We start from the raw sequence: 25,678 nt of genomic DNA, 5'->3' as shown, positions 1-25,678 counted from the left end.
CACCGATGAACGAAACAGCGATTGCACGCCCCGATGACGAGCCGGTCCTGATCCGGCCGTCACGCGAGAGCGATATCGAGGCGATGCTGGCGATCTATCGCCACCACGTCCGCAATGGCGTGTCGCGCGATGTCGAGGGAACCGGCGCGCCCGAGCCCGACGATCTACGCGACCGGCGCAAGAATTTGAAGCAGACCCGCCTGCCGCATCTGGTCGCAACCTATCGCGGCGAGGTCGTCGGCTATGCCTATGCGGTGCTGTTTCGCAAGCGCCCGGCCTATCGCTACACAGCCAAACACTCGATCTACGTCCACCACGAGCATCTCGGCCGCGGCGTCGGACGGTTGCTGCTTCAGGAGCTAATCGACGCGTGTGCCGCGGCCGGCTTCCGTCAGATGATTGGCTATATTGACGCCGACAACGCCCCCTCGCTGGCGCTGCACGAGAAGTTTGGATTTTCGCGCGTCGGCCTGCTCTGCGGCGTTGCCTATCGGCACGGCCGCTGGTCCGATACCGCCATGGTGCAGCGTTCGCTCGGCGCGGGCGTCACCGCGCCGCCGCCGGTCGCCGCGCAGGGGCGCTAGGCCCTACGAGGGAAAGTCAGCCGCTCTGACGTGGATGCGATCGGCATGCAGCGACCAGTGATGCAACGCCTGGTCTTTGCAAAACCTCGCCTTCGCCCGTTCCCTGGCCTCGTCCTCGTCGGCGGCGTCGATCTCGAGCGCGCCCTGACAGACCTCGCTCTGCCGACCGTACTCCCCGAGCACGTCCTTCATGAACCTGACGACATAAGTTGACATGGGACCTCCCTGCTGCCCCGGCAGCAATCTAATCCCATTTAGCCCGAACCGGGGAGAGAGATTTTGATGAAGATCAAAGCCGGCGACGGTTCCTCCGTCAGCCATCACGCCTTGATATCGAGCAGCGATTCTGTCGTTTCGGAATAGGCCTGAATCACCTTCGCGTTGGCAATGAAGCTGTACCTTGCTGCCGCCAGTTGAACGAACTCGCTGGCGAGATCGACATTCGGCGCGGCGACCAGGCCGTCCTGGTTTGCGAAGGGAGCGCTCGGGTCGGATTGTGCGGTATAGCTCGGCGAAACGGTCGACACCGTCGCGATCGTACCGCCTGGCGTCGAGCCGCTCGACTGGTCGACCTGATCGACTCGCAACGGCACATAAGCCGCGGGATAAGTCGAACTCGTGCTCGAACTGCCGGCACCGGCCGATGTGCCCGATCCGCCTGACGCGGGTAGCGGGCCGGTCGTGCTGACATTGGCGATGTTGCTCGCGGCCACGTTCACGCGCAAGCTCGCAGCAGAAAGTCCGGATGTCGCAATCGAAAGTATGCTCATGGAACCTGATTTACAGGACAAGTCATACGCGTTCATTCACACCATCGATAAGATGCGCGGCTTTGTATTTTGATCGTGGTAACCAATGACTGGCGCGCGCCCTACCCTGGCGTCACGCCAAAGGCCTGCTTGAAGCGCTCGGCATAGACAGGCCAGACTTCGGGATTGATGATGCGCGGCGGCCTTTTGCCGTCGAGCGTCCCCAGCACCTGCTCGGCAGCGATGCGGCCCATGTTCTGGCGTGCCTCGATCGTGACGCCGGCCGTGTGCGGGCTCGCCAACACATTGTCGAACTGCAGCAGCGGATGCTCCGGCGGCGGTGGCTCCTTGGACCAGACGTCAAGGCCGGCGCCCGCGATGCGCTTGTCGCGCAACGCCTGGAGCAGAGCATCCTCGTCGTGGATGAAGCCGCGCGCCGTGGTGATGAAATAGGCGTGCGGCTGCATCAGGCCGAACTCGCGAACGCTGATCATGTTGCGGCTGCGCTTGTCGAGCGGACAGGAGATCGAGACAAAATCGGCGCGGCGCAGCAGCTCGTCGAGCTCGACCTTCTCGCCGCCCCGCTCGGCCATCACTTCGGCCGTGAGGTTGGGATCGTAAGCCAGTACCTTCATGCCGAGCAGGCCCTTGCAAAGTGCGGCGATGCGGCGGCCGACATTGCCCAGCCCAATGATGCCGACGGTCTTGTGCTCGACCTCGTTGCCGACAAGCTCGTTGCGGTTGACATTGGGCTCACGGCGCAAGCGGCGGTCGGACTGGATGATCCGCTTGGACAAGGTCAGCATCATCGCCAGCGCGTGCTCGGCCACCGAATGGGCATTGCCGCCGGACTGGTTGACGACCAGCACGCCCGCATCCGTGCAGGCCTCGACGTCGACGGGGTCGAAGCCTGCGCCGTTGCTCGAGACCAGCAGCAGGTTCGGCGTGCGCTTCAGGAAGGCAGCGTCGACATGGAAATGCGGCGCCAGCTCGTCGCGGGCGGCGCCGATCTGGTAGACATGGGCCGCGCTCAGGATCGGCGCGTAAAAATCCTCGGGACTGTCGTTCTCGATGCGGTCGAGCCGGACGTCGGGCCGTGCCTTCAGGATGTCGATGTAGATCGGGTTGGCCAGGTATTTGACATAGAAGACGCGCTTGCTGTTGACCGACATCAGGACCCTTCCGGCTCTCTCATGGAGACCCGCAAGGTCAGCGCAATACGCGCCCCGTTCCTGCGTCCCTCCGTTTTCTCATTGTCCCGCTTATGACATGGCGGTGCCGGCCTTGGCAGGCCGTCTGGCGCAGATCACGGTGCCGGCCCGGGCATGTTGACAATCCTGCCCGCTCCGTCAAGTTTCGGCGGACCGCCGCGAAGACCAAGACAATGGTCAAGACCAAGAAACCTGCGCGGCACAAGGGAGAACGCGATGGCGATTGCGGAACAGCAGACCTCGTCCCAGGCGGGACCGGGGTCCGGCGACGGAAGCTGGCACAGCATCGTCCTGCAAACCCTGAAGCGGAACGAGATCAGTCTCATCCCCTACGTGCCCGACCGGGTGCTGACCCCGCTGATCAAGAATTTGCACGCCGATCCCTTCTTCACGACCTTTGCGACCGCCCGCGAGGAAGAGGCCGTCGGCATCGTCTCGGGCGCCTGGATGGGCGGACGGCGCGGCGCGGTGCTGATGCAGACCTCGGGCTTTGCAACGCTCGCCAACACGCTCGCCTCGCTCGCGGTGCCTTACCAGATCCCGCTGATCATGTTCGTCTCCGAGCGCGGCACGCTGGGTGAGTTCAATTACGGCCAGTCGCTAGTCTGCCGCACCATGCGCCCGGTACTGGATTCGCTGGCGCTGGAGCACCACACCATCACCCGGCTCGACGAGCTCGAATTCATCACCGACCGCTCGATCAAGCAGGCCGTCACCACGCAGGCGCCGGTGGCGCTGATCCTCAACCCGCTGCTCACCGGCGGCAAGACCTTCGACAAGTGAGCCCCGCTATGGATACGCGCAACACCAAGGTGATGAACCGGTTCGATGTGACGAAGCGCCTGATCGCAAAACTCAAGCATGAGGAAGCGGTGATCGGCGGCATCGGCAATACCAATTTCGACCTCTGGGCCGCCGGCCACCGCCCGCAGAATTTTTACATGCTCGGCAGCATGGGGCTCGCCTTCCCGATCGCCCTTGGCGTGGCGCTGGCGCAGCCCGACCGTCGCGTCTTTGCGCTGGAGGGCGACGGCTCGCTATTGATGCAGCTCGGCGCGCTGTCAACCATCGCCGCGCTGAAGCCGAAAAACCTGATCATGATCGTGATGGACAACGGCATCTACCAGATCACCGGCGCGCAGCCGACGCCGGCCGCCGGTGTCGCCGACCTCGTCGCCATCGCCTTGGCCTCGGGGCTCACCAACAGCGCCTGGGCCGCGGACGAGGCGGATTTCGAACGGCTGGTCGACGAGGCCATGTCGGCTGACGAGCCCAGCCTGATCGCGCTGCGCATCGACGACAAGCCCGGCGTTGGCACCACCCGCAGGGATCCCGTGCAGATCCGCGAGCGCTTCATGCACGGCCTCGGTGTCCGCGAGCCGCTCTAACGTCCAATCATCGACGACAGAGCCCCGCGAAGCGTCACTCCGCGGGGCCCTATATTCCAGTCGCTGATGCGCCGATCAGTCGATGATCTTGACGACGCGGCGCGTGCGCGGCTCGACGATCACGCGGCGATCGTTCACGACCGCATAGCGGTACTCGGTGTAGTTCGGCACGGGGCGCAGCACCACGGTCGGGGGCAGCGGCTCGCCGACCACGACGCGCTCCTGAACCACGACGGAATCATCGCGCGGGATGCCGCCGAGGATCGCATTCGGAATTTCCAGTCCCGCGCCAACCGCAGCACCGACGGTGCCGCCGACCATCGCACCGACCGGACCGCCGACGTCGCCGCCCGCGCGCGCACCGTTCCTGGCGCCCTCTTCGGTCGTCGACTGGGCAAAGGCTGCACTCGACGCGAGCAGCGACGCGGCAACCAACGAAATCGCAAGACGGGTCTTCATGTCCACACTCTCCAGTGTTTGTTGATGCGCCTTCAACCGCGGGGCCGGAGCATTGTTCCGGTTCCCCCGTGGCGAAAGACGCGCCAAATCCGAAAGAGTGTTACGGCGTAACAGTTCAGGCTGCGGCGATCTCGTGGCCCGCCATCAGTTCCAGCGCCCGCACCATCGCCGAATGATCCCAGCCCTTGCCGCCATGCGCGGTGCAGGACGAGAACAATTGCTGCGCCACCGCTGTGCTCGGCAGCGACAGGCCGAGCGCGCGCGCGCCTTCGAGCGCGAGATTGAGATCCTTCTGGTGCAGCTCGATGCGGAAACCCGGATCGAAATTGCGCTTCACCATGCGCTCGCCATGCACTTCGAGAATCCGCGACGAGGCAAAACCGCCCATCAGCGCCTTGCGCACCAGTGCGGGATCGGCGCCGGCCTTGGACGCGAACAGCAGCGCCTCGCTGACCGCCTCAATCGTCAGCGCGACGATGATCTGGTTGGCGACCTTCGTGGTCTGGCCGTCGCCGTTGGCGCCGACATGGGTGACGTTCTTGCCCATCTTGTCGAAGATCGGCTTCATCGTGCCGAAGGCGCGCTCGGGCCCGCCGACCATGATGGTGAGGCTCGCTGCCTTGGCGCCGACCTCGCCGCCCGACACCGGCGCATCGAGATAGTCCGCGCCCAGCGCCTCGATCTTCTTCGCGAACTCCTTGGTCGCCAGTGGCGAGATCGAGCTCATGTCGACCACGATCTTGCCCTTGGATATGCCGCCCGCGACGCCGTCCTTGCCAAACAGCACGGCTTCCACATGCGGTGTATCCGGCACCATGATGATGACGGCATCCGCCTCCTCCGCCACTTCCTTGGCCGATTTGCAGGCGACGCCACCGGCTGCGATCAGCTCCCGCGCGACCGGCGCCACATCATGCAGGAGAACGCGATGGCCCGCGGCCAGAAGATGGCCGGCCATCGGCCGTCCCATGGTGCCAAGTCCGATGAAGCCGATGTCGATCATGTCTTTCGTTCCTCTAGCTTTGGGCTAAGTCGATCCACGGACGCGGTGCACCTCTCCCGCTTGCGGGGGAGGTCGGCGCATAGCGCCGGGTGGGGGCTCTGTCCTCTGGGGGATATTCAGCGCATCTTGCCGAACCCCATCGCGGAGACACCCCCACCCCAGCCCTCCCCCGCAGGCGGGAGAGGGAGCGCACCATCGCTGTGGCTATATTCTCAAGTCTCGAAAGTCTGCGCGGCGTGCCAGGACAGGCCTTCCAGCGTCGTGGTGAGCGGCTTGTATTCGCAGCCGATCCAGCCGCGATAACCGATCGCGTCGAGATGGCGGAACAGGAAGGGATAGTTGATCTCGCCGGTGCCGGGCTCGTTGCGGCCGGGATTGTCGGCGAGCTGGATATGGGCGATCTGCGGGAGATATTCCTGCATGGTGCGGGCGAGATCGCCCTCCATGATCTGCATGTGATAGATGTCGTACTGGATGAACAGATTGTTCGACCGTACCTCGGAGATCAGCTGCACCGCCTGCTCGGTGCCGTTGAGGAAGAAGCCGGGAATATCGAGCGTGTTGATCGGCTCGACCAGCAGCTTGATATTCTCGCGCGCCAGCGTTGAGGCCGCAAAGCGGAGGTTTCCGACCAGCGTCTCCTGTAGCTCGCGCGGATCGGCATCCACAGGCGCAATGCCGACGAGGCAGTTGAGCTGCTCGCAATCGAGCGCTTTGGCATAGTCGATGGCGCGGAACACGCCGTCGCGGAATTCGGCAGCACGATCGGGCATGATCGCGATGCCGCGCTCACCGCCGGCCCAGTTGCCGGCGGGCAGATTGTGCAGAACCTGCGTCAGCCCGTGCGCCTCGAGTTGCTCGCGCAGAAGCGCCTTGTCGAAATCATAGGGGAAGAGATATTCGACCCCGGCAAAGCCCGCCGCCTTCGCCGCGGCAAAGCGGTCGATGAACGGCATCTCGTTAAAGAGCATGGTGAGGTTGGCGGCGAATTTCGGCATGATGCGGTCCCCTATTCTGCCGGTTGCAACACGCCGGAGCGCGTGGAGCCGACCTCGTCGAGCGGCAGGTCCAGTACCTCCTCGAACTCGACGATGTTGTCGATCTCGGTGCCCATCGCGATATTGGTGACGCGCTCGAGGATAAACTCGACGACTACGGGCACGCGGTGCTTCTTCATCAATTCGCGTGCGGTCGAGAACGCCGCCTGCGTGTCCTTGGGATCCGTGACGCGGATCGCCTTGCAGCCGAGGCCTTCGGCAACTGCAACATGGTCGACACCATAGCCGCCCAGCTCAGGCGCGTTGATGTTCTCGAAGGACAGCTGGACGTGATAGTCCATCTCGAAGCCGCGCTGGGCCTGGCGGATCAGGCCGAGATAGGAATTGTTCACGACGACGTGGATGTAGGGCAGATTGAACTGCGCGCCGACGGCGAGCTCCTCGATCAGGAACTGGAAATCGTAATCGCCGGATAGCGCAACGATATCGCGATCCGGGCAGGCCGCGCGCACGCCAAGCGCGGCCGGCAGCGTCCAGCCCAGCGGGCCCGCCTGCCCGGCATTGATCCAGTTGCGCGGCTTGTAGACGCCCAGGAACTGGGCCCCTGCGATCTGCGACAGGCCAATCACGGTGACATAGGTGGTGTCGCGGCCAAAGGCCTTGTTCATCTCCTCATAGACACGCTGCGGCTTGATCGGGACGTTGTCGAAATGGCTCTTGCGCAGCATGGTCTTCTTGCGATCGCGGCAGGCCGCGGGCCACGCCTGGCGCTCGCGCAACCTGCCTGACCGGCGCCACTCCCTGGCGACGGTGACGAAAAGCTCGAGCGCCGCCTTCGCGTCCGAGACGATGCCGAGATCGGGATTGAACACGCGTCCGATCTGGGTCGGCTCGATGTCGACATGCACGAAGGTGCGACCCTTGGTGTAGGTCTCGACCGAGCCGGTGTGACGATTGGCCCAGCGGTTGCCGATGCCGAGCACGAAATCGGATTCCAGCAGCGTGGCATTGCCGTAGCGGTGGCTGGTCTGGAGGCCGACCATGCCGGCCATCAGGACGTGATCGTCCGGGATCGCACCCCACCCCATCAACGTCGGGACGACGGGAACGTTGGCGATCTCGGCGAATTCAACCAGCAGATCCGACGCATCGGCATTGATGATGCCGCCGCCCGCCACGATCAGCGGCCGTTCGGCCGCATTGAGCATCTCCAGCGCCCTCTCGACCTGTTTTCGCGTCGCGGTCGGCTTGTAGACGGGCAGCGGCTCGTAGGTCTCGTCGTCGAACTCGATCTCGGCGAGCTGCACGTCGAGCGGCATGTCGATCAGCACCGGCCCCGGACGGCCCGAGCGCATCACATGGAACGCCTGGCTGAACACGCGCGGCACCAGCGCCGGCTCGCGCACAGTCACCGCCCATTTGGTCACCGGCTTTGCGATCGACTCGATGTCGACGGCCTGGAAATCCTCCTTGTAGAGCCGCGCCCGCGGCGCCTGTCCGGTGATACAGAGGATCGGAATGGAATCGGCAATCGCCGAATAGAGCCCGGTGATCATGTCGGTGCCGGCGGGTCCCGAGGTGCCGATGCAAACGCCGATATTGCCGGGCTTGGCGCGGGTATAGCCTTCGGCCATGTGCGAAGCGCCCTCGACATGGCGCGCCAGGATGTGGCGGATCGAGCCGCGCTTCTTCAGCGCCGAGTAAAGCGGATTGATCGCTGCCCCGGGAACGCCGAAGGCGGTCGAGATGCCTTCCTTCTCCAGGATACGCACAGCCGCATCGATGGCTCGCATCTTCGCCATATCGGATCTCCCTCGGTTACGTCAGCGAGCGAGATCATCAGGTGTGCAAGATGCGATCTCAATGAGATCGCTTTTATTTTCCACGATGCGGCAGCCGCGGAAAAATCGAGGGTCTCTCAAGCAGTTAGGCTGAGATATCGGTGAAAGCAGCTCACTCGAACAGCGGCGCCAGCTCCATCTGCGGCACCAGCACGAGGCCCTTGTCGGTGATGCGAATTTCCGGAATGACCGATAGCGGGATCAAATTGAAGCCCATGTAGGGGATGGTGCAGCCGGCCTCCGCCCATTCCTTCTTCAGCACCTTGACCTCTTCGGCCACCTTGGTGACGCGCTTGTCAGAGAGCAAACCTGCGATCGGCAGCGGGACCAGCGCCCTCACCTTGCCGTCGGAGACGACGCAGACCGCGCCCTGATGCTCCTTGATCGCCGCGATCGCGACTTGCATATCGGGCTCGTTGGTGCCGGCAACGATGATGTTGTGGCTGTCGTGGCCGACGCTGGAGGCGACAGCGCCGCGCTTCAGGCCAAAGTCCTTCAAGAGGCCATAGGCAACGTTGCCGGCCGATTTGCCGTGACGCTCGACCACAGTGACGAAGCACAGGCCGTAGCGGGCGAACAACGAGGGCCAGTCCTTGGCCGGCTCGATCGCGACCTTTTCATGGATCAGCGTGATGCCGGGCAGCGCGGTCTTGATCGCGTTGACGGTGCAGGCTTTCGCCGGCAATTCCGGCGTAAGCTTCAGCTTCTCCGGCAGCTTTACGGTGACATAGGCCGCTTTGGGATATTGATAGCGCTGCGACAGCGCCCGATCGAGCCGCGGCGTGATCTTGCGGTTCTCGACGACCAGCTCGCCGCCATACCAGGTCGATTGCGGCTTGAGCTGATCGTCCATCAGCACGAGATCGGCGCGACGGCCGCCGCCGAGCCCGCCAATGTCGCCCTCCATGCCGAAGCGCGTGGCGCCATGCAGCGAGCCCATCGACCAGGCCTGCTCCGGCGACATCCCCGCCTTGACCGCTTCGCGCACCACCCAGTCGAGGCCGAACAGCAGCAAATCATCGGCATCTCGGTCATCTGTGCACACCGCGGTCCGCTTATGCGATGCACCGAGCTCGGTGATCGTCCGGATCGCCTGCGGCAGCGAATGCCACGGCGTAGTTGGTGGTCCTCCGCGCAGGAAAACCCAGACGCCGGCGTCGAGCAGATCGTCGGCGATATCGCGGTCAATCGCCTCATGGGTGTCGGTGATGCCGCTTGCCGCATAGGCCGCGACGAACTCGCGGCCATAGACATGGCCGGACACCGGACGTCCCCGCTTCAAAGCGGCCGCGAGGATCGCGTGGCTGCGCTCATCGCCCATGGTGACCGGCACGAAATCCATCTTCTCGCCGAGAGCGACGGCTTCCGGCCAGCGGTCGAACAGACCGGCGATCTTGTCCGGCGTGAGATCGCCGCCGGCGGTCTCCAGCGCGGCCGAGGTTGCCGGGACTGTGCTCGGCACGGTTAGAAAGATCGAGAGCGGCGCCTCGCGCGCATCTTCAAGCATCGCCTCGACGCCGGCGACGTCCATGACGTTACCGATCTCGTGGCTGTCGCAGAAGATCGTGGTGGTGCCGTTCAGCAGCGCGGCCTCGGCATAGGCGCAGGCCGTCACCATCGAGGATTCGATGTGGATGTGCGGATCGACCAGCCCCGGCGCGATGATGCCGCCGGCGGCGTCGTAAACCGGCACGTCGCTCCACGCTTTCTTCGCCGTGCCGGCCGGCTTCACCGCGGCGATGCGGCCGCCGGTGATCCAGACCTCCCGTCCCGGATGGATCCGCTCCGAATAGGTGGAGAGCACCCGTGCTCCAGATATGACGAGGTCGGGCGCGACGCGCGCGGAGGCGACATCGGCGAGACGGCGCGTCATCGCATGCAGCGGCGCGACGGCAAAGCGGGTGAGTTTGGTCATCGGAACCCTCGCATGGCGTTACGGCCGGGCGATGGTTACGCCAAGCGCCAAACCGGGCAAGCTCAAATATGAAGGCACGCCCTGCTTACGCCTTAGGCGGCGAACCGCTCGCCGGCCCTGACTTCGCGCGCCTGCGCGGGTTCCGTGTTCTCGGCGATGGCGCGGCAGACGGCTTGACCCGAATCCGCATCGACCGCCCTTTTGACTCGTCGATCTCGAACGAATTTGTCTTTCGCACGAGGTCGCTCAGCTTGCGGAAGCCAAAAGTCCTCGGATCGAAATCGGAAGCCAAATTAGCGAGCTGCCGTCCAACCTCTCCAAGCGTGACCCAGCCATCTTCGCTCTCCATCTGGGTGATGACCTTCTTGATGATGGGCGTCGCGGCATCGTGCGGCTGAAGCGACGTAGACCTCGATCCGGCGTCTTGGGTGTTCGCTGTGCCGGCAAGCAGGTTCTCCGTATAGACGAACCGTCGGCAGGCCTGCCTGAAGCTTTCCGGAGTCTTGTGTTCGCCGAACCCAAAGACATCGACGCCCTGCTCCCGGATGCGGGCGGCAAGCCTGGTAAAGTCGCTGTCGGACGACACCAGGCAAAAGCCATCGAACCGACCGCTGTGAAGCAGGTCCATCGCATCAATGACCAGGGTTATGTCGGAGGCATTCTTCCCCGTCGTATAGGCGAACTGCTGCTGCGGGATGATCGCATGCTTCGACAGAATATCGGCCCAGCCCCTGGATCGCGCGTTCGAAAAGTCCCCGTAGATGCGGCGAACGCTGGCTTCGCCGATCTTGGCAATCTCTTCGAACAGCCCATCGGCGATCTTCGCGGAGGCGTTGTCGGCGTCAATCAGGACAGCGAGACGGGGCGAACGAAGCTCAGAAGGCATGGCATTCCCCAGAAAGGACGCGACAACGGCCGATGGATATACCGATGTTGGGGCTCTTGCCGCCAGACCTGATTTCTTTCAACGAGGCACGCCGGACCGCAAATCCGGCTCAGGCTGGCTTCAACACCGGCGTCACGCCCCCGAGCGCAGCTGTCAATTCCGCAGCGACCTCACGCACCACACGGCCGATCTCCGGCAGCCGGGCGTCAGTGACGCGGCTGGTCAGGCCGGACACCGAGATCGCGGCGAGCGGTTCCGCAAGCGCGTTGTAGACCACGGCGGCGACGCAGCGCAGGCCCATCTCGGCTTCTTCGTCGTCCACCGCAAAGCCCTGCTTCCGGATCACGTTGAGCTCCCGGAACAAGTCGCTCGGCCGAACGATGGATTTTTCAGTGAGCCTGGGCATGCCGTGATGGCGAATGACGGCGCCGACATCCTCGTCGGAGTAGGTCGCGAGCACGGCCTTGCCGACGCCTGACGTCACCATCGCGACACGGCCGCCGACCTTGGTCAGCGAGCGCATGATCTCGCGGCTCTCCATGCGGGTCAGCACGATGATGAATTCATCGTCGACGACCGCAAGATTGGCGGTCTCGCGGGTCAGATCGCGCAGCTTGCGCAAATAAGGAATGGCTTGCGCGGTAAAATTGCGCCGGCGCGCAAAGCTCGCGCCCACGGTAAAGCTGCGCACGCCGACATGCCATTTGGATTCGGCCCGGTCGAACTGCACGAAGCGGCGGCTTTCCAGCGTGGCCAGCAGGCGGTGCACGGTCGAGGCCGACAGGCCGGTGCGGACGGCGAGATCGCTGAGGCGATAGCCTTCGTCATCCTCGGCCAGCGTCTCGAGGATCGACAGCGCGCGGTCGACCGACTGCACGCCGCCGTCACGATCGGCCTCCGATACCGATCGTGTTTCGAGCGATTTGCGCCGGATCACGTTCTTGCCCATCGCGACCTGACCGTTCTCACCTCTCCCCGTGCGCGGGGAGAGGTGAAGAGTCCTCTTCGTCTCAGAGCAGGCCCGCGCCGCGCGCCCACTTGTACTTGGCACCAAGCACCTCGACCGGCAGTTCGGTGGAGTAAGCATAGGCCGGGATGCCGTTCTGGTAGAGATATTCGGCGGCTTCCTCGACCTCCACATCGCCGGCGAGCGAGGCAACGATCGGCTTCACAAAACCCTTGGCCTCCATCTCCTTCTTCACCTCAACCATGTTGCGGGCGAACACCATCGGCGGCGTGACGATGGTGTGCCAGTAGCCGAGGATCAGCGAGTGGATGCGCTCGTCCGACAAGCCGAGCTTCACCGTGTTGACGTAGGTGATCGGCGGCTCGCCGCCGGTGATATCCACAGGATTTCCGGCAGCACCGAACGGCGGGATGAACTTGCGGAAGGCCGCGTCGAGATCCGGCGGCATCGACATCAGCGACAGACCGTTGTCGACGCAGGAGTCCGACAGCAGCACGCCCGAGCCGCCCGCACCGGTGATAATCAGCACGTTCTCACCCTTCGGCGTCGGCAATACCGGCACGCCGCGGGCGAATTCGAGCAGTTGCCGCAAGCTGCGGGCGCGGATCACGCCAGATTGCGCCAGGACGTCCTCATAGATCTTGTCGTTACCGGCGAGCGCGCCGGTGTGCGACGACGCCGCCTTCGCGCCGGCCGAGGTGCGGCCGGCCTTGAGCACGACGACCGGCTTCTTCTTGGAGACGCGCTTGGCGGCTTCCGCAAAGGCGCGGCCGTCCTTCAGGTCTTCGCAGTGCTGGGCAATGATCGAAGTGTTCGGATCCTGCTCGAAGAAAGCGAGCAGATCGTCTTCGTCGATATCAGATTTGTTGCCAAGGCCGACGATCGCGGAGACGCCCATCTTGGCCGAGCGCGAAAAACCGATGATGGCCATGCCGATGCCGCCCGACTGCGACGACAGCGCCGCGTGGCCCTTCACGTCATAGGCCGTGCAGAAGGTCGCGCAGAGGTTCGCCGGCGTATAATAGAAGCCGTAGATGTTCGGCCCCATCAGGCGGATGTCGTATTTCTTGCCGACTTCGACGATCTCGGCCTGCAGCTCCGGCGCGCCGGCTTCAGCGAAGCCCGACGGGATCAGAACCGCGCCCGGGATCTTCTTCTCACCGCATTCGGTCAGCGCCGCGGCCACGAACTTCGCGGGGATCGCGAACACGGCCGTGTCGATCACACCCGGCACGTCCTTGACGCTCTTGTAGGCCTTGTGGCCGAGAATCTCGGTGGCCTTGGGGTGGATCGGGTAGATGTCGCCCTTGTAACCGCCGTTGATGAGGTTCTTCATCACGGAATTGCCGATCTTGCCGTCTTCGGCCGAGGCGCCGATCACCGCGACCGCCTTCGGCTGCATGATGCGGCTCATCGCAGCCACGATCTCTTCGGTCGGGCGCGGCTTCGGCTTGGGCTGGTAGGCGAAGTCGACGACAATGCGCACGTCGGCGGCAATCGCGTCCTTTGCGGTGGCGAACACCGGGTTGAGGTCGAGCTCGACGATCTCAGGGAAATCGGTCACGAGCTGCGAGACCTTGACGATGACGTCGGCGAGCGCCGTGCGGTTGACCGGCTCGCCGCCACGAACGCCCTTCAGAATCTCATGCGCCTGGATGCCGTCGAGCATCGAGAGCGCGTCTTCCTTGGTCGCGGGCGCGAGGCGGAAGGTGATGTCCTTGAGCACTTCGACCAGCACGCCGCCGAGGCCGAAGGCGACCAGCTTGCCGAACGAACCGTCAGTGATCGAGCCGACGATCACTTCGGTGCCGCCGGCCAGCATCTGCTGCACCTGGATGCCCTCGATCTTGGCGTCGGCCTTGTACTTCCTGGCGTTCCCGAGAATGGTCTCGTAGGCCTGCTCGGCATCCTGTGCCGTCTTGACGCCGACGATGACGCCGCCGGCTTCGGTCTTGTGGAGAATATCCGGCGAGACGATCTTCATCACCACCGGGAAGCCCATCGAAGATGCCATCTTGCCGGCCTCGCCGGCCGACTTCGACACACCCTCCTTCGGCACTGGAATGCCGTAGGCGTCGCAGACCACCTTGCCTTCCGGGGCGGTCAGGCTGGTGCGGTTGTCGGCCTTGACCTGGTCAAGGACCTTGCGGACGACGTCTTTCGAATTGGACATATAGCTTCTCCCTTGACCTTCAGTTCTTTGCTTTGCAAAGCGCGCGTGATGCGGCTGCCCGTGATACTTGCCATCGCCGCGCTCTGTTCCGTGCGGCGGAATGCAGCGGCAGAAATGCCTAGACCACACCGCCGGTTTGGATCAAAAATGGCTAGCTATGGCATTTGGTATGCCAGAAGCCAACTTGTCAAGTCAGAGACCACCTTAGAACGCCGCAAAAAATAGCCAGCTTGACATTCTGGCATTTGGTATGCCAAAAACTTTCCGGTAATATTCCTGTAAAAGACGACTCCCACTGGAGGAGAATCGTCGTGTCACTGCGGAAACCAACCAAGGCGTTGCCGAACATGGCCGAGGCAGACATCGCAATCGTTCGTATTGCCCCGGAGAGCAGCTTCAAGAACAAGGCGTATGACGCCCTGAAGGAAGCCATCCTCAAGATGGACATCTACTCGACGCCCGAGCCGGTGATGCTCGACGAGCGTGCGCTGTCCGAACGCCTGGGCGTCAGCCGCACGCCGATCCGCGAAGCGATCGCGATGCTCGAGCAGGACGGCTTCGTGAAGACCGTGCCGCGCCGCGGCATCATGGTGGTGCGACGGACCAAGAGCGAGATCGTCGACATGATCCGCGCCTGGGCCGCGCTGGAGAGCATGGCGGCGCGCCTCATCACCAACACCGCGCGCAAGAAGGACATCACAGCGCTGCGCGACTATTTCAAGGATTTCGGCAAGGACCGCTTGCCCGAGGATCACGTCGAGGAATATTCGCGCGCCAACATCGCCTTCCACCAGGCGCTGATCTCGCTGTCGGAATCGCCGGTGCTGGTCGATCTCACCAACGATCTTCTGTTGCACGTGCGCGGCTATCGCCAGCTGACGATCGGCCGCAAGGACCGCACCGCGACGTCGCTACCGGAGCATCTCGGCATGATCGAGGCGCTGGAAGCACGCGACACCGAGCTCGCCGAGAAGCGCGCCCGCGACCACACCCTTGGCCTTGCCGCTTACGTCGAAGCGCACGGTCAGGAACTCTTCACCTAGCAACATTCACCAGAAGGGCGAAACATTCGCCCCACCTACCTTGAGACCAGGGAGACAAGGCCCATGCTGAACACCGCGACCAAGTCCGAAGCACCGGGCACCGAGCAGGAACTGACGGATGGCTTCCATCTCGTCATCGACGCGCTCAAGCTGAACGGCATCAACACCATCTATAATGTGCCGGGCATCCCGATCACGGATTTGGGCCGCATGGCGCAGGCCGAAGGCATTCGCGTGATCTCCTTCCGCCACGAGCAGAACGCCGGTTACGCCGCGGGCATCGCCGGCTATCTCACCAAGAAGCCCGGCGTCTGCCTCACGGTGTCCGCGCCCGGCTTCCTCAACGGTCTCACCGCGCTCGCCCACGCCACCACCAACTGCTACCCGATGATCCTGGTCTCCGGCTCCTCCGAGCGCGAGATCGTGGACCTCCAGCAGGGCGACTACGAAGAGATGGACCAGCTCGCGATCGCAAAGCCGCTGTGCAAGGCGGCGTATCGCGTGCTGCACGCCCAGGACATCGGCATCGGCTTTGCCCGCGCTATCCGCGCCGCGGTCTCGGGCCGTCCGGGCGGCGTCTATCTCGACTTGCCGGCCAAACTGTTCGGCCAGGTGATGAACGCCGAGGCTGGCCAGAAGTCGCTGGTCAAGGTGATCGACGCGGCGCCTGCGCAGATCCCCTCGCCCGCTTCGGTCAAGCGCGCGCTCGATGTGCTGAAGGCTGCAAAGCGTCCGCTCATCGTCCTCGGCAAGGGCGCGGCCTACGCGCAGGCCGACGAGGAAATCAAGACCTTCGTCGAGAAGAGCGGGGTGCCGTTCCTCCCCATGAGCATGGCCAAGGGCCTGCTCCCCGACACGCATCCGCAATGCGCGGGTGCTGCGCGTTCGACGGTGCTGAAGGACTCCGACGTCGTCATGCTGATCGGCGCACGGCTGAACTGGCTGCTGTCGCACGGCAAGGGCAAGAGCTGGGGCGAATCGCCGAAGAAGTTCATCCAGGTCGATATCGAGCCGCGGGAAATGGACTCCAACGTCGAGATCGTCGCGCCCGTCGTCGGCGACATCGGCTCGGTCGTCTCGGCCTTCAACCAGGCGATCGCCACGGGCTGGACCGCACCGCCCGCCGAATGGACCAAGGCCATCGTGTCCAAGCGCGACGAGAACATCGCCAAGATGGCGCCGAAGCTCATGAACAACAAATCGCCGATGGATTATCACGGCGCGCTCGGCGTGCTGAAGAACGTCATCAAGGATCACCCCGAGGCGATCCTCGTCAACGAAGGCGCCAACACGCTCGACCTCGCCCGCGGCGTGATCGACATGTACCGCCCACGCAAGCGTCTCGACGTCGGCACCTGGGGCGTGATGGGCATCGGCATGGGCCAGGCGATTGCGGCTGCGCTCGAGACCGGTCACCCCGTGCTGGCGGTTGAAGGCGACTCGGCCTTCGGCTTCTCCGGCATGGAGGTCGAGACCATCTGCCGCTACAATTTGCCGATCTGCATCGTCATCTTCAACAATGACGGCATCTATCGCGGCACCGACGTCAACAGCGTCAACGCCGATCCGGCGACGACGGTGTTCGTCAAGGGCGCACGCTACGACAAGATGATGGAAGCCTTCGGCGGCGTCGGCGTGAATGCGACCTCGCCCGACGAGCTCAAGCGCGCCGTCAACGAGGCGATGGCCTCGGGCAAGCCGACCCTGATCAACGCGGTGATCGATCCGGCCGCAGGCTCGGAGAGCGGCCGCATCGGCAATCTCAATCCGCAGAGCGTCTTGCAGAAGAAAAAGTAAGTCCTCCCCTTCAACCCATTACTCCCTGCGGGTGCAGGGGCAGACAGAGTATACGGAGCAACACGATGACCAAAGCGCTCGAGGGCGTTCGCATTCTCGACTTCACCCACGTCCAGTCCGGACCGACCTGCACGCAGCTGCTGGCATGGTTCGGCGCCGACGTGATCAAGGTGGAACGCCCGGGCGTGGGTGACATCACCCGCGGCCAGCTGCAGGACATCCCGAACGTGGACAGCCTGTATTTCACCATGCTCAACCACAACAAGCGCTCGATCACGCTCGACACCAAGAACCCCAAGGGCAAGGAAGTCCTCACCGAGCTGATCAAGAAGTGCGACGTGCTGGTCGAGAACTTCGGCCCCGGCGTGCTCGACCGCATGGGCTTCCCCTGGGAGAAGATCCAGGCGATCAACCCGAAGATGATCGTCGCCTCGATCAAGGGCTTTGGCCCCGGACCGTACGAAGACTGCAAGGTCTATGAGAACGTCGCGCAGTGCACCGGCGGCGCCGCCTCCACCACCGGCTTCCGAGACGGCCTGCCGCTCGTCACCGGCGCGCAGATCGGCGACAGCGGCACCGGCCTGCATCTCGCCCTCGGCATCGTCACCGCGCTCTATCAGCGCACGCATTCGGGCAAGGGCCAGAAGGTCACCGCCGCGATGCAGGACGGCGTGTTGAACCTGGCGCGCGTCAAGCTGCGCGACCAGCAGCGCCTCGAGCGCGGTCCGCTTAGGGAATACAGCCAGTTCGGCGAAGGCATTCCGTTCGGCGATGCCGTGCCCCGCGCCGGCAACGATTCCGGCGGCGGCCAGCCCGGCCGCATCCTGAAGTGCAAAGGCTGGGAGACCGATCCCAACGCCTACATCTACTTCATCACCCAGGCCCCGGTCTGGGAGAAGATCTGCGACGTGATCGGCGAGCCGACCTGGAAGACCGATCCGAACTACGCCAAGCCGGCCGCCCGCCTGCCCCGCCTGAACGAGATCTTCGCGCGCATCGAGCAGTGGACGATGACCAAGACCAAGTTCGAGGCGATGGAGATCCTCAACAAGGACGACATCCCCTGCGGCCCGATCCTGTCGATGAAGGAGATCGCGGAAGACCAGTCGCTGCGCGCGACCGGCACCGTGGTCGAGGTCGACCACCCCACGCGCGGCAAGTACATCTCGGTCGGCAATCCGATCAAGCTGTCGGACTCGGCGAGCGACGTCACCCGCTCTCCCCTGCTCGGCGAGCACACCGACGAGATCCTGCGCGCGGTGCTCGGCTTCAGCGACCACCAGGTCGCCGAGATCCACAAGTCGGGCGCGCTCGACCCGCCGCAGAAGCAGGCCGCCGAGTAAGCGTCACCACAACGCATGATACGAAAGGGCCGCCCATCGAGGCGGCCTTTTTGCGTCAGAAGAGCCGTACGGCCGCGCGCCCAATCCGAAAACCAGAAAACAACCCCATGCACAGTAGCCAACTCATTGGCCATAAAGGAAACTTCGTATTTTACGAATTTTCTTTGACACGTCGGGCAAAACAGGGGTAGTATGGCATCATTCGAGAAGCGAACGTCGGTCCATCGAAGGGCATCTCGACGCAGAGGCTCGCCACTGCCGCGCGCCGACGACCAGTCGAGCGGCGACCAGTTGGCCTTTTTGTTGGCGTCGGACAATCTTTCGAGGAACCGACACGGTGGCCGTCAGTTGTTACTCCAGACCCGATTTCTCCACTTCAAGGACAACGCGCTGTTTCACCGGCCTGCGAACGCTGACGGGACGTCAGCGCACTCGCGAACCACGCAGTTCACACACATCGAGATCGACATGTTGAAAGATCAACCCTCTGATCGCGCCAAGCGCGAAGCCAACAAGGCGTTCAAGCCTGCCAAGACACAGAAACCGATGAATGACTACGCGAAGGACCAGCACTCGCTGAACGAGAACCGCGAGCGGCTGAAAGCGGAGCGATTGGCCCGCGAAGCTCAGCCGAAAGGCCGCGAGGACTAGGCCGTGTTTTCTTGTGCAACTCACCAGGAATATTCCCTGCCTGCTGGTGAAGACGAAGGATGACCGACGACGGCATTGAGATACGTCGCCTCGCACGGGAGGACGCAGTCCTCTATCGAGACATTCGACTGGAGGCTCTCCAGGCCAACCCGGAAGCGTTCGGTAGCACCTTCGAGGTTGAGGATGCTCAGCCACTGAGTTTGTTCTCGGATCGGATCGGCAGCTCTACAGTGCTCGGCGCGTTCCGCGACACAGAGCTCGTCGGCATTGTCGGCTTTTCCGTCCAGCAGGGCCAGAAAGAAGCTCACAAAGGCGCGCTGTGGGGAATGTACGTTCGACCCGCCGCAAGGAATGCCAAGGTCGGTCGACGGTTGGTCGAAGCGGTATGCAATCACGCCCGTCAGCAGGTTGAGCTGATCCAGCTCAGCGTGGTGGTGGACAATGAACAGGCGCGGAGTCTTTACGCGAGATTGGGCTTCCTCGAGTACGGCGTGGAGAAGAACGCTCTGAAGCAGGCTGGCCGCTACTACGACCTGGTTCTGATGGCAAAGGATCTCATGAGTCCGCGCCTCAGGATAGATGCGCCCTAGAGCATCGACAGCACGACGACGCCGTCTTCGAGCTCGCCCGAATCCAGCCGCGTCCGCGCGATGCGCTCGAATTCCGTCCGGTATTTCTGAAGATAGCTGAAAGCCTGCTTTTGCGTCGCAAAGGTGGTCGCCAACCGGCACAGTTGCCGGCCCGCGCCGTGCGCGAGAAAGAAGGTGATGGTGCCACCGCCGTCCGGTTTGATTCTAGGCACGATCCGCACTCCCTGGCATCTGACCGGCCCTGTCTCGTCGTTCGTCGGCGATATCGAAGTCGGCTATTGCGGCGCCTTCTTCTTGCGCTTCGCCGGGATCGGGGCCGGTAACGATGCCTGGAGGGTTGCGTCGGCCGCTTCCCTGGCTTGGCGCAGCTCGCGAAGCCGCGCCATGTTCTTGCGAACGTCGGCGGCCTGCTTTTCGGCATCGAGCATCGCCTGCGCGCCTTCTTGAGCAGCCAGGCGCTGACGGTTGGTGCGCGCGACGCTTTCGGGTGACGGTTCGGCCGATTTCCTGGCGCTCATCTTTCACCCTTTCGGCAACAGACAAAACCCGCTCAATCCAGGGATCGAGCGGGTCGCATGGCCGTTTCAGTACATCCGTGAAACGGCACTGATGGACTTAAGCCAGCGAGAGATTCTCAGCGCTGACCTTGCCCCGCATCTTGTCGGTCTTGGCCTCGAAGTTGACCTTTTGGCCCTCAGCGAGACCCCCAAGACCAGCCCGCTCGACCGCGCTGATGTGAACGAACACATCTTGGCCGCCATCGTCGGGCTGAATGAATCCGAAGCCCTTCTGGCCGTTGAACCACTTCACAGTACCTGTCGTCATTTTTCTTCTCCAAAGAGCACACATGTGCATTCCGCGTGACGCTCACGCAGAACCGTTTCAATTCGTCGATGTCGATGGAAAAGGAGCCCGCGGGCGCATTCAACAAGGCACAGCGGCTGAACGAACAGCCCTAAGGTATACCTCACCATCGATATTAGCAAGGCTACAGCGGGATTTAATCGCGCCCGGAACCTTTGCGGGCTTCAGGACTCAAACTCAAGGTCGTCAAGCGCAAGGCGGACGAGCCCTCACGAGCCCTGTTTGGCGAGCCCTGTTTGACATCCGCTGTCAGGCCGCGTCACATCGACCAGCGCACCCGCGCGACCATGTCGGATCGACGTCATCGCGGAGCTGCCATATCCGATCCAATCATCCCTGCGCACGCGGCTGTCGCGCAGTCCTGGTCGACCAAGGCAGCCTCAACCAAGGGAGCCGCCGGTGCAGGTTTTCGTCCGCGACAACAATATCGATCAGGCCCTACGCGTCTTAAAGAAGAGGATGCAACGCGAAGGCGTCTTCAGGGAGATGCGACGCGCGCGGTTCTACGAGAAACCGTCGGAGCAGGCGGCGCGACGGAAATCCGAAGCGGTGCGACGCATGAGGAAGCTGGCGCGGAAGCAGGCCATTCGCGACGGGTTGATCGTGGTGAAGCCGAAGAAACGCGTTGCAGACGGCGCAAAGCGACCCCCGCAAGGGGCTACCGCAACGGCGCCGGCGTCTCCCGCGGTTCGCAGCTAAGCGCTCACCGATCTCCGCCAGCGAGCTGCTCGCGAAAGAAAGTCACCACCGCAGCGTCGAACTCGCGATGAAAGGCTGCCCTGTCGAACCCCGCCGGCACGTCGGTGCAGATGCGCGGGATGGCTGCCGCAAGTTCGGCCGAGCACGGTGCAAGGAAAGCGAAATGGCCGGCCGGCACGACATGAATCTCGGGCTTACCCGGCAGGCCGTCGGCGACGCGTGCGGTGCCTGAGCCGTCGCCAACGCCCGGACCGCCGAGCTGCGACCGCCAGAACTGGAACGGCACCTTGACGGCTGCGAGGTTCTCCCGCGTCAGGAGCCCCGGCGCGGGATCAACGATGACAGCGCTGCGGATACGCGCATCCTGGATCGGGTCAGGCGGCGTCTCGCCATTGTGCAACTGCGCGCATGCACCGGTCGTCTCCTTGCAGAGGCCGGCGACCCTCGCGAAATCCGGCCTGGTCCCCATCAGCACAAGACCGGTAAAGCCTCCGAGTGAAAAGCCGAAGAAGCCGACTTTAGCGGGATCGACCACCGCCCTGTCCTTCCAGTCCTTCAACATGAAATCGAGCAGGCGCACCATGTCCGCCGGGCGCGATCCTAAGACCGACAGAGTGTCGCGCCGCGAAGAGTCATGAGCGGTGTCGCCGGGATGATTGATGGCCGCGACGACGAAGCCGGCGTCGGCCAGCGCTTCCGCCGTATCGTGATGTTGGCCGAAGAATCCGCCCCGGCCGTGCGAAAAGATGATGAGCGGAAGCTTTGCGCCTGTAACGGGACAGTCCTTCGCGCCCTTCAGGCCAAAATCCGCGTCGACTGCAAGACTGCCTAGCGCCACCTGCGCCGGCTCCGCCGCGCAAGGGTACCAGATCGCGCCGGACAGAGCCGGATCGGAAGCGAGAAGCTGAATGCCTGCTGCCTTGGCAAATGAGCCAAAACACGAACCAAGACAGCACAATGCGATGGCGAAAGCCCAAACTGTCCTGCGCAACGGACGCCCCTTGATTTCGCGCGGGAGTTGAGCGGGGAACGATAGCGGAATTGTGGCTTGGGTCCTTCTACAACCGCGCGCGTGGTACGATCCGGGCGAGCAGAGGTACGTTGGCGTGCCACAGCATGCAATCGCGCGCCCGCGCGGTCTGGCCAGCCGCAAGTTCGGCGAGTTGCGCCCGTGAGAACACGTGCCGCTCGCAGAAGAATGGGCGAAGCGGCGAGCGCGAGAAGAAATTGTAGAACAGCGCAGAGCGGTCGCGCGCGATCGCCGGGCGGCCGCGATGGTAGCGACTCGCGACATCCGCAAAGATCACCGTCCCGGCCTTGCCGGTGCAGGTCGTTACATCGCCGCGCTCCAGCGTGCCGCCGAGCCGCCCCTCCAGCATTTCCTGCGTCAGGACCGGAAAATTGGCGCCGTCGAGCTGGTCGCAGCCCGGAAAGGCACGATGCAGGACTTCGAGCGGGCCGCCCTCCTCATCGACATCGTGCAGATAGACGATCACCTTGACCATCAGCCGATCCTCGACATCGCGATGCCATCGGCGCGCCGCAACCTGACGGCCATCGGCCAATGTATAGAAGAAATTCAGCGTGTCGCATGCCGCAGGCAAGCCGAGATAGGTCTCGACGATGTCGAGGATGCGGTCGTTGAGGGGCCAGTGGACGATGTGCGGATGGCGCATCATGTCCTCGGCGCCGACCTGCACCGTATATTGGCCGGCGAACTCACCCGCCTTGGCACGAACGGAATAGGCGTTCGCGATGCCGGTCGCCGACGTCCAGAGTGCGTCCGTGCCAGGCAGATCCAGCGCCGCGAGCGAGGTGATGTAGACGCCGTTTTTCTCCAGCCCGGCAACGATGTCCATGTCGCGCGACGAGAGTCCCGGCAGGCGCGGCCTGTGCGATGCGCGCGCCTTTTCGTAGGCCTTGTTCAATGTCCGACTAATGGCTGGCATTCCGAGCAACCGCGAAGCGGTCTCGGCCGGCAGGCTGCGGACCCGGCGCAGGGCCCGGTAGCGCAGCGTCGTCTGCTTCATGTCGTCAATTCCCCAGTGCGATGGATTCGTCGCGCGGTCGCCGTGTCATGCAACGCGGTCCGCGACGAACTCATCGCTGAGACTAGAGGCTAAAATCCGGCCTGAGTGTTTCGAAGTGTAACTCCGGACTAGATGCTCTCAAATTGTGCGAACATCGCGCGCGGTATGCACGCTGCGTCGTCACGACACGCGTCAGATGCAGTTGCACTCGGCCTCCCGCCGCAAGTCACGCCTTGCGGTCGATCGACTGCCTCGCGATACAATCAACAGCGCGCCGCCCGGCAGGCCCGGCGAAAAAATCCGACGCCCTCATGTCGGATCGGTGCCCCCTCGTTCGTCCTCGGGCCATGATTGGGCAATAGACGCGACGTCGAGCCCAGCAATTCATGAGGGAGCAACACCATGCCCAGCACCGTACGCCTGCACCGCGTTCTCACGACCAGCCCGGACAAAGTCTATCGCGCCTTCATGGAAGCGGATGCGCTGGCAAAATGGCTTCCGCCGAACGGCTTTACCTGCACCGTGCATCATCTGGAGCCGAAGGTCGGAGGCACCTTCAGAATGTCGTTCCGGAATTTCACGACGGGCAACGGCCACGCCTTCGGCGGCGAATATCTCGAGCTCGTCCCTGGCGAACGTCTCCGCTACACCGACAAGTTCGAGGATCCGAACCTGCCCGGCGAGATCGAGGTGACGGTGACGCTGAAGAAGGTCCTTGTCGGCACCGAGCTCGACGTCACGCAGGCCGGCATTCCCGACGCGATCCCGCCGGAGGCCTGCTATCTCGGCTGGCAGGAATCGCTGCGCAACCTGGCGCGGCTCGTCGAGCCGGAGATCAAGCAGTAAGGGGCAGAGCGGGAATGGCCCGATGGGCACCTCCCTTGTGGCCATCCTTCGAGACGCCCGCTTTGCGGGCTCCTCAGGATGAGGACGGAGTGCGCAGCAGCAATTTCAACGGGCGCTGATGCTGCTTAGCCTCATCCTGAGGAGACCGCGAAGCGGTCGTCTCGAAGGACGAGGCGCGCGCTCAAATCGCACAAAGGACCTTACGCGCCCGCCTTCTTGAGCCCGCCGTCTGCGGTCCAGCGATCCGGCTCGGGACTGTGTCCGATCAGCGCGAGGCCGTAGGCGATCGACTCGAACTGGTCGCCCGACATCAGCCGCTCGTTGCCGAACCGGTCGGCGAACAGTTTTCGCACCGCCGGCACGAACGAGGTGCCGCCGGTCAGGAACACCTTCTCCACCTCGCGCGCGGTGACGCCGGATTCGCCGAGCACCTTGTCGACCGTGGCGCCGAGACGGGCGATGTCGTCGGCAATCCAGGCGTCGAAGTTTTTCCGTGTGATGGTCGAGCCGATCTCGACGCCGCCGCCCTTGAAGCGGAAGTCGACCTCATCCCTGGCCGAGAGCGCGACCTTCGCGTCCGACACCGCGCGGTACAGCGAGAAGCCGAGATCGAGATCGACGATGGTGATGAAATCCTCAAGCAGCGCCGGCTTCACTGCTGTGCGTGCAAGCTCCCGCAGCTCGCGGAGATCGCCGTTGCTTTTCATCAGCGCGAGCTGATGCCAGCGTGCGAGGTTGGTGTAGTGGCTGTTCGGAACCGGCAGCACCTTGTCGAACGAGCGGAAGCTCGATCCCTTGCCGAGCCGCGGCGAGACGACGTGATCGACGATGCGATAATCGAACGTGTCGCCCGCAATGCCGATGCCGGCATGTCCAAGCGGCTCGGCGCGAAGCGTGCCGCCCGCGCGCGAGAAGCGCATCACCGAGAAATCGCTGGTGCCGCCGCCGAAATCCGCAACCAGCACGGTGGCATCACGCTCCAGCCGGCGGGCGAAGGAGAACGCCGCGCCCACGGGCTCATAGACATAGCGCGCACGACCGGCGCCGACGCGTTCGAACGCGGCGCGATAACGCTGCATGGCCAGATCGTCGTCGGGATTGCCGCCGGCAAAGCGCACGGGACGGCCGACCGTGATGTTGGCCACCTCGAAGCCGAACTTGTCGCCGCCATGGCGCGCCAGCGTGCGCAAAAACGCCGCCAGAATATCCTCGAACTTGAAGCGCTGCCGGAACACCTGCGTGGTGTTGAAGCTCGAGCTCGCCGCAAAGGTCTTGAACGACTGCAGGAAACGGTAGACGTGGCGGCCTTCGAGAAACTGCTCGATCGCCCACGGACCGCCTTCGGCCTGGGCGCCGGCGCCCGGCCGGTCCTCCCAGAAGCACAGGGCCGAGACGTAGGTGCTGTGCCGTTGTCCGCCGTGATCGAAGCGGATGGCCTCGACCCGGCGGTCGTCCACCGCAAGAGCTACGACCGTGTTGCTGGTCCCAAAATCGATGCCGATCGAGACGGCGGGCGAGGCGCTCGACATGAACCACTCTGCGGGATTGGAAAAGGGGGCGAACCACTAGCCGTTTTGCACTGCGGTGCCAAGAGCCGGGCCTCAGGGCCGACCCGTCGTGGCCCGGAGCCGCTTTCCGACC

At 63.6% G+C, this 25,678-nt stretch carries 28 protein-coding genes; 11 read left to right on the top strand and 17 right to left on the bottom strand.

All coding sequences use genetic code 11. The features are described from left to right. The first annotated feature begins 5 nt into the window (after positions 1-5). Complete coding sequence (locus tag FXB40_RS20770) at positions 6-584, top strand: GNAT family N-acetyltransferase (RefSeq protein ID WP_148774035.1); 579 nt, start codon at positions 6-8, stop codon at positions 582-584. A 3-nt stretch (positions 585-587) separates the two neighbouring features. Here the strand turns inward: FXB40_RS20770 and FXB40_RS48005 are convergent, their stop codons facing one another. Both FXB40_RS48005 and FXB40_RS20760 read right to left on the bottom strand, forming a co-directional pair. After that, entirely contained in the window at positions 588-800 is a 213-nt protein-coding gene (locus FXB40_RS48005; RefSeq protein ID WP_187437016.1) for a hypothetical protein, read from the bottom strand. A 104-nt stretch (positions 801-904) separates the two neighbouring features. Beyond that, complete coding sequence (locus FXB40_RS20760) at positions 905-1,303, bottom strand: flagellar basal body rod protein FlgC (protein ID WP_246207777.1); 399 nt, start codon at positions 1,301-1,303, stop codon at positions 905-907. Between FXB40_RS20760 and FXB40_RS49230 the strand changes: the two genes are divergently transcribed. Further along, a complete protein-coding gene (locus tag FXB40_RS49230) occupies positions 1,203-1,427 on the top strand; it encodes a hypothetical protein (protein ID WP_246207784.1) in 225 nt (74 codons plus the stop codon). The two genes, FXB40_RS20760 and FXB40_RS49230, sit on opposite strands and share 101 nt — an antisense overlap. Positions 1,428-1,455: 28 nt before the next feature. Here FXB40_RS49230 and FXB40_RS20755 read toward each other — a convergent pair whose 3' ends face one another. Continuing rightward, a complete protein-coding gene (locus FXB40_RS20755; RefSeq protein WP_148774033.1) occupies positions 1,456-2,505 on the bottom strand; it encodes a hydroxyacid dehydrogenase in 1,050 nt (349 codons plus the stop codon). 255 nt (positions 2,506-2,760) lie between these two features. Between FXB40_RS20755 and FXB40_RS20750 the strand changes: the two genes are divergently transcribed. Together FXB40_RS20750 and FXB40_RS20745 are read left to right on the top strand one after the other, a co-directional pair. Beyond that, positions 2,761-3,327 carry a thiamine pyrophosphate-binding protein gene (locus FXB40_RS20750; protein ID WP_148774032.1) on the top strand — a complete coding sequence of 189 codons (567 nt, stop codon included), beginning with the start codon at positions 2,761-2,763 and terminating at the stop codon, positions 3,325-3,327. A gap of 8 nt (positions 3,328-3,335) precedes the next feature. Then, a complete protein-coding gene (locus tag FXB40_RS20745; protein ID WP_187437015.1) occupies positions 3,336-3,932 on the top strand; it encodes a thiamine pyrophosphate-dependent enzyme in 597 nt (198 codons plus the stop codon). 75 nt (positions 3,933-4,007) lie between these two features. Here the strand turns inward: FXB40_RS20745 and FXB40_RS20740 are convergent, their stop codons facing one another. The 8 genes from FXB40_RS20740 to FXB40_RS20700 all read right to left on the bottom strand — a co-directional run bounded on the left by FXB40_RS20740 (position 4,008) and on the right by FXB40_RS20700 (position 14,174). After that, complete coding sequence (locus tag FXB40_RS20740; protein WP_148774030.1) at positions 4,008-4,391, bottom strand: DUF1236 domain-containing protein; 384 nt, start codon at positions 4,389-4,391, stop codon at positions 4,008-4,010. A 115-nt stretch (positions 4,392-4,506) separates the two neighbouring features. Next, positions 4,507-5,394, bottom strand: a complete 888-nt coding sequence (locus tag FXB40_RS20735) for a 2-hydroxy-3-oxopropionate reductase (protein ID WP_148774029.1) — start codon at positions 5,392-5,394, stop codon at positions 4,507-4,509. Between the two features lie 212 nt (positions 5,395-5,606). Next, positions 5,607-6,392 (bottom strand): hydroxypyruvate isomerase, encoded by a 786-nt coding sequence (gene hyi / locus FXB40_RS20725; RefSeq protein ID WP_148774028.1) that lies wholly within the window; start codon positions 6,390-6,392, stop codon positions 5,607-5,609. A gap of 11 nt (positions 6,393-6,403) precedes the next feature. Further along, positions 6,404-8,194, bottom strand: coding sequence for a glyoxylate carboligase (gcl, locus tag FXB40_RS20720; RefSeq protein WP_148774027.1), 1,791 nt, complete (start codon positions 8,192-8,194; stop codon positions 6,404-6,406). A gap of 151 nt (positions 8,195-8,345) precedes the next feature. Then, positions 8,346-10,148: an adenine deaminase C-terminal domain-containing protein gene (locus FXB40_RS20715; RefSeq protein WP_148774026.1), complete on the bottom strand. Its 1,803-nt coding sequence runs from the start codon at positions 10,146-10,148 to the stop codon at positions 8,346-8,348. An 85-nt stretch (positions 10,149-10,233) separates the two neighbouring features. Further along, positions 10,234-11,034, bottom strand: coding sequence for an NYN domain-containing protein (locus FXB40_RS20710; RefSeq protein WP_148774025.1), 801 nt, complete (start codon positions 11,032-11,034; stop codon positions 10,234-10,236). A gap of 109 nt (positions 11,035-11,143) precedes the next feature. Further along, positions 11,144-11,983, bottom strand: a complete 840-nt coding sequence (locus FXB40_RS20705; RefSeq protein ID WP_148774024.1) for an IclR family transcriptional regulator — start codon at positions 11,981-11,983, stop codon at positions 11,144-11,146. A gap of 61 nt (positions 11,984-12,044) precedes the next feature. Then, positions 12,045-14,174, bottom strand: coding sequence for an acetate--CoA ligase family protein (locus tag FXB40_RS20700; RefSeq protein ID WP_148774023.1), 2,130 nt, complete (start codon positions 14,172-14,174; stop codon positions 12,045-12,047). Positions 14,175-14,521: 347 nt separating this feature from the next. Between FXB40_RS20700 and FXB40_RS20695 the strand changes: the two genes are divergently transcribed. The 5 genes from FXB40_RS20695 to FXB40_RS20675 all read left to right on the top strand — a co-directional run bounded on the left by FXB40_RS20695 (position 14,522) and on the right by FXB40_RS20675 (position 19,598). After that, positions 14,522-15,217: a GntR family transcriptional regulator gene (locus tag FXB40_RS20695; protein ID WP_187437024.1), complete on the top strand. Its 696-nt coding sequence runs from the start codon at positions 14,522-14,524 to the stop codon at positions 15,215-15,217. A gap of 63 nt (positions 15,218-15,280) precedes the next feature. Further along, positions 15,281-17,014: an oxalyl-CoA decarboxylase gene (gene oxc / locus FXB40_RS20690; RefSeq protein ID WP_148774021.1), complete on the top strand. Its 1,734-nt coding sequence runs from the start codon at positions 15,281-15,283 to the stop codon at positions 17,012-17,014. 65 nt (positions 17,015-17,079) lie between these two features. After that, positions 17,080-18,357 carry a formyl-CoA transferase gene (frc, locus tag FXB40_RS20685; RefSeq protein ID WP_148774020.1) on the top strand — a complete coding sequence of 426 codons (1,278 nt, stop codon included), beginning with the start codon at positions 17,080-17,082 and terminating at the stop codon, positions 18,355-18,357. A 468-nt stretch (positions 18,358-18,825) separates the two neighbouring features. Continuing rightward, the gene (locus FXB40_RS20680; protein ID WP_148774081.1) at positions 18,826-19,008 is read left to right on the top strand and encodes a hypothetical protein; all 183 of its coding nucleotides are present in this window, start codon (positions 18,826-18,828) and stop codon (positions 19,006-19,008) included. 59 nt (positions 19,009-19,067) lie between these two features. Next, on the top strand, positions 19,068-19,598 hold the full coding sequence (locus FXB40_RS20675; RefSeq protein WP_148774019.1) for a GNAT family N-acetyltransferase: 531 nt from the start codon (positions 19,068-19,070) through the stop codon (positions 19,596-19,598). Here FXB40_RS20675 and FXB40_RS20670 read toward each other — a convergent pair. The 3 genes from FXB40_RS20670 to FXB40_RS20660 all read right to left on the bottom strand — a co-directional run bounded on the left by FXB40_RS20670 (position 19,595) and on the right by FXB40_RS20660 (position 20,423). Then, positions 19,595-19,819 carry a hypothetical protein gene (locus FXB40_RS20670; protein WP_148754661.1) on the bottom strand — a complete coding sequence of 75 codons (225 nt, stop codon included), beginning with the start codon at positions 19,817-19,819 and terminating at the stop codon, positions 19,595-19,597. The two genes, FXB40_RS20675 and FXB40_RS20670, sit on opposite strands and share 4 nt — an antisense overlap. A gap of 54 nt (positions 19,820-19,873) precedes the next feature. Next, on the bottom strand, positions 19,874-20,116 hold the full coding sequence (locus FXB40_RS20665) for a transcriptional regulator (protein WP_148774018.1): 243 nt from the start codon (positions 20,114-20,116) through the stop codon (positions 19,874-19,876). Positions 20,117-20,213: 97 nt separating this feature from the next. Then, complete coding sequence (locus tag FXB40_RS20660; protein WP_148774017.1) at positions 20,214-20,423, bottom strand: cold-shock protein; 210 nt, start codon at positions 20,421-20,423, stop codon at positions 20,214-20,216. A 438-nt stretch (positions 20,424-20,861) separates the two neighbouring features. On the opposite strand from FXB40_RS20660, the gene rpsU reads away from it, so the two are divergent. Then, positions 20,862-21,161 (top strand): 30S ribosomal protein S21, encoded by a 300-nt coding sequence (gene rpsU / locus FXB40_RS20655; protein ID WP_148774016.1) that lies wholly within the window; start codon positions 20,862-20,864, stop codon positions 21,159-21,161. Between the two features lie 4 nt (positions 21,162-21,165). Here the strand turns inward: rpsU and FXB40_RS49225 are convergent, their stop codons facing one another. Continuing rightward, positions 21,166-21,999, bottom strand: coding sequence for an alpha/beta hydrolase family protein (locus FXB40_RS49225; RefSeq protein WP_246207775.1), 834 nt, complete (start codon positions 21,997-21,999; stop codon positions 21,166-21,168). Positions 22,000-22,219: 220 nt separating this feature from the next. Beyond that, entirely contained in the window at positions 22,220-23,191 is a 972-nt protein-coding gene (locus tag FXB40_RS49220) for a phytanoyl-CoA dioxygenase family protein (protein WP_246207773.1), read from the bottom strand. 402 nt (positions 23,192-23,593) lie between these two features. On the opposite strand from FXB40_RS49220, the gene FXB40_RS20645 reads away from it, so the two are divergent. Continuing rightward, entirely contained in the window at positions 23,594-24,037 is a 444-nt protein-coding gene (locus FXB40_RS20645) for an SRPBCC family protein (protein ID WP_148774014.1), read from the top strand. A 200-nt stretch (positions 24,038-24,237) separates the two neighbouring features. On the opposite strand, the gene FXB40_RS20640 is transcribed toward FXB40_RS20645, so the two are convergent. Continuing rightward, positions 24,238-25,566 (bottom strand): Hsp70 family protein, encoded by a 1,329-nt coding sequence (locus FXB40_RS20640; RefSeq protein ID WP_148774013.1) that lies wholly within the window; start codon positions 25,564-25,566, stop codon positions 24,238-24,240. Positions 25,567-25,678 lie beyond the last annotated feature (112 nt).

This window comes from Bradyrhizobium rifense (genome assembly GCF_008123425.1).
Classification (GTDB): Bacteria; Pseudomonadota; Alphaproteobacteria; order Rhizobiales; family Xanthobacteraceae; genus Bradyrhizobium; species Bradyrhizobium rifense.
Note: the sequence above shows the minus strand (reverse complement) of the source record. Positions and strands in the feature narration are given on the sequence as shown.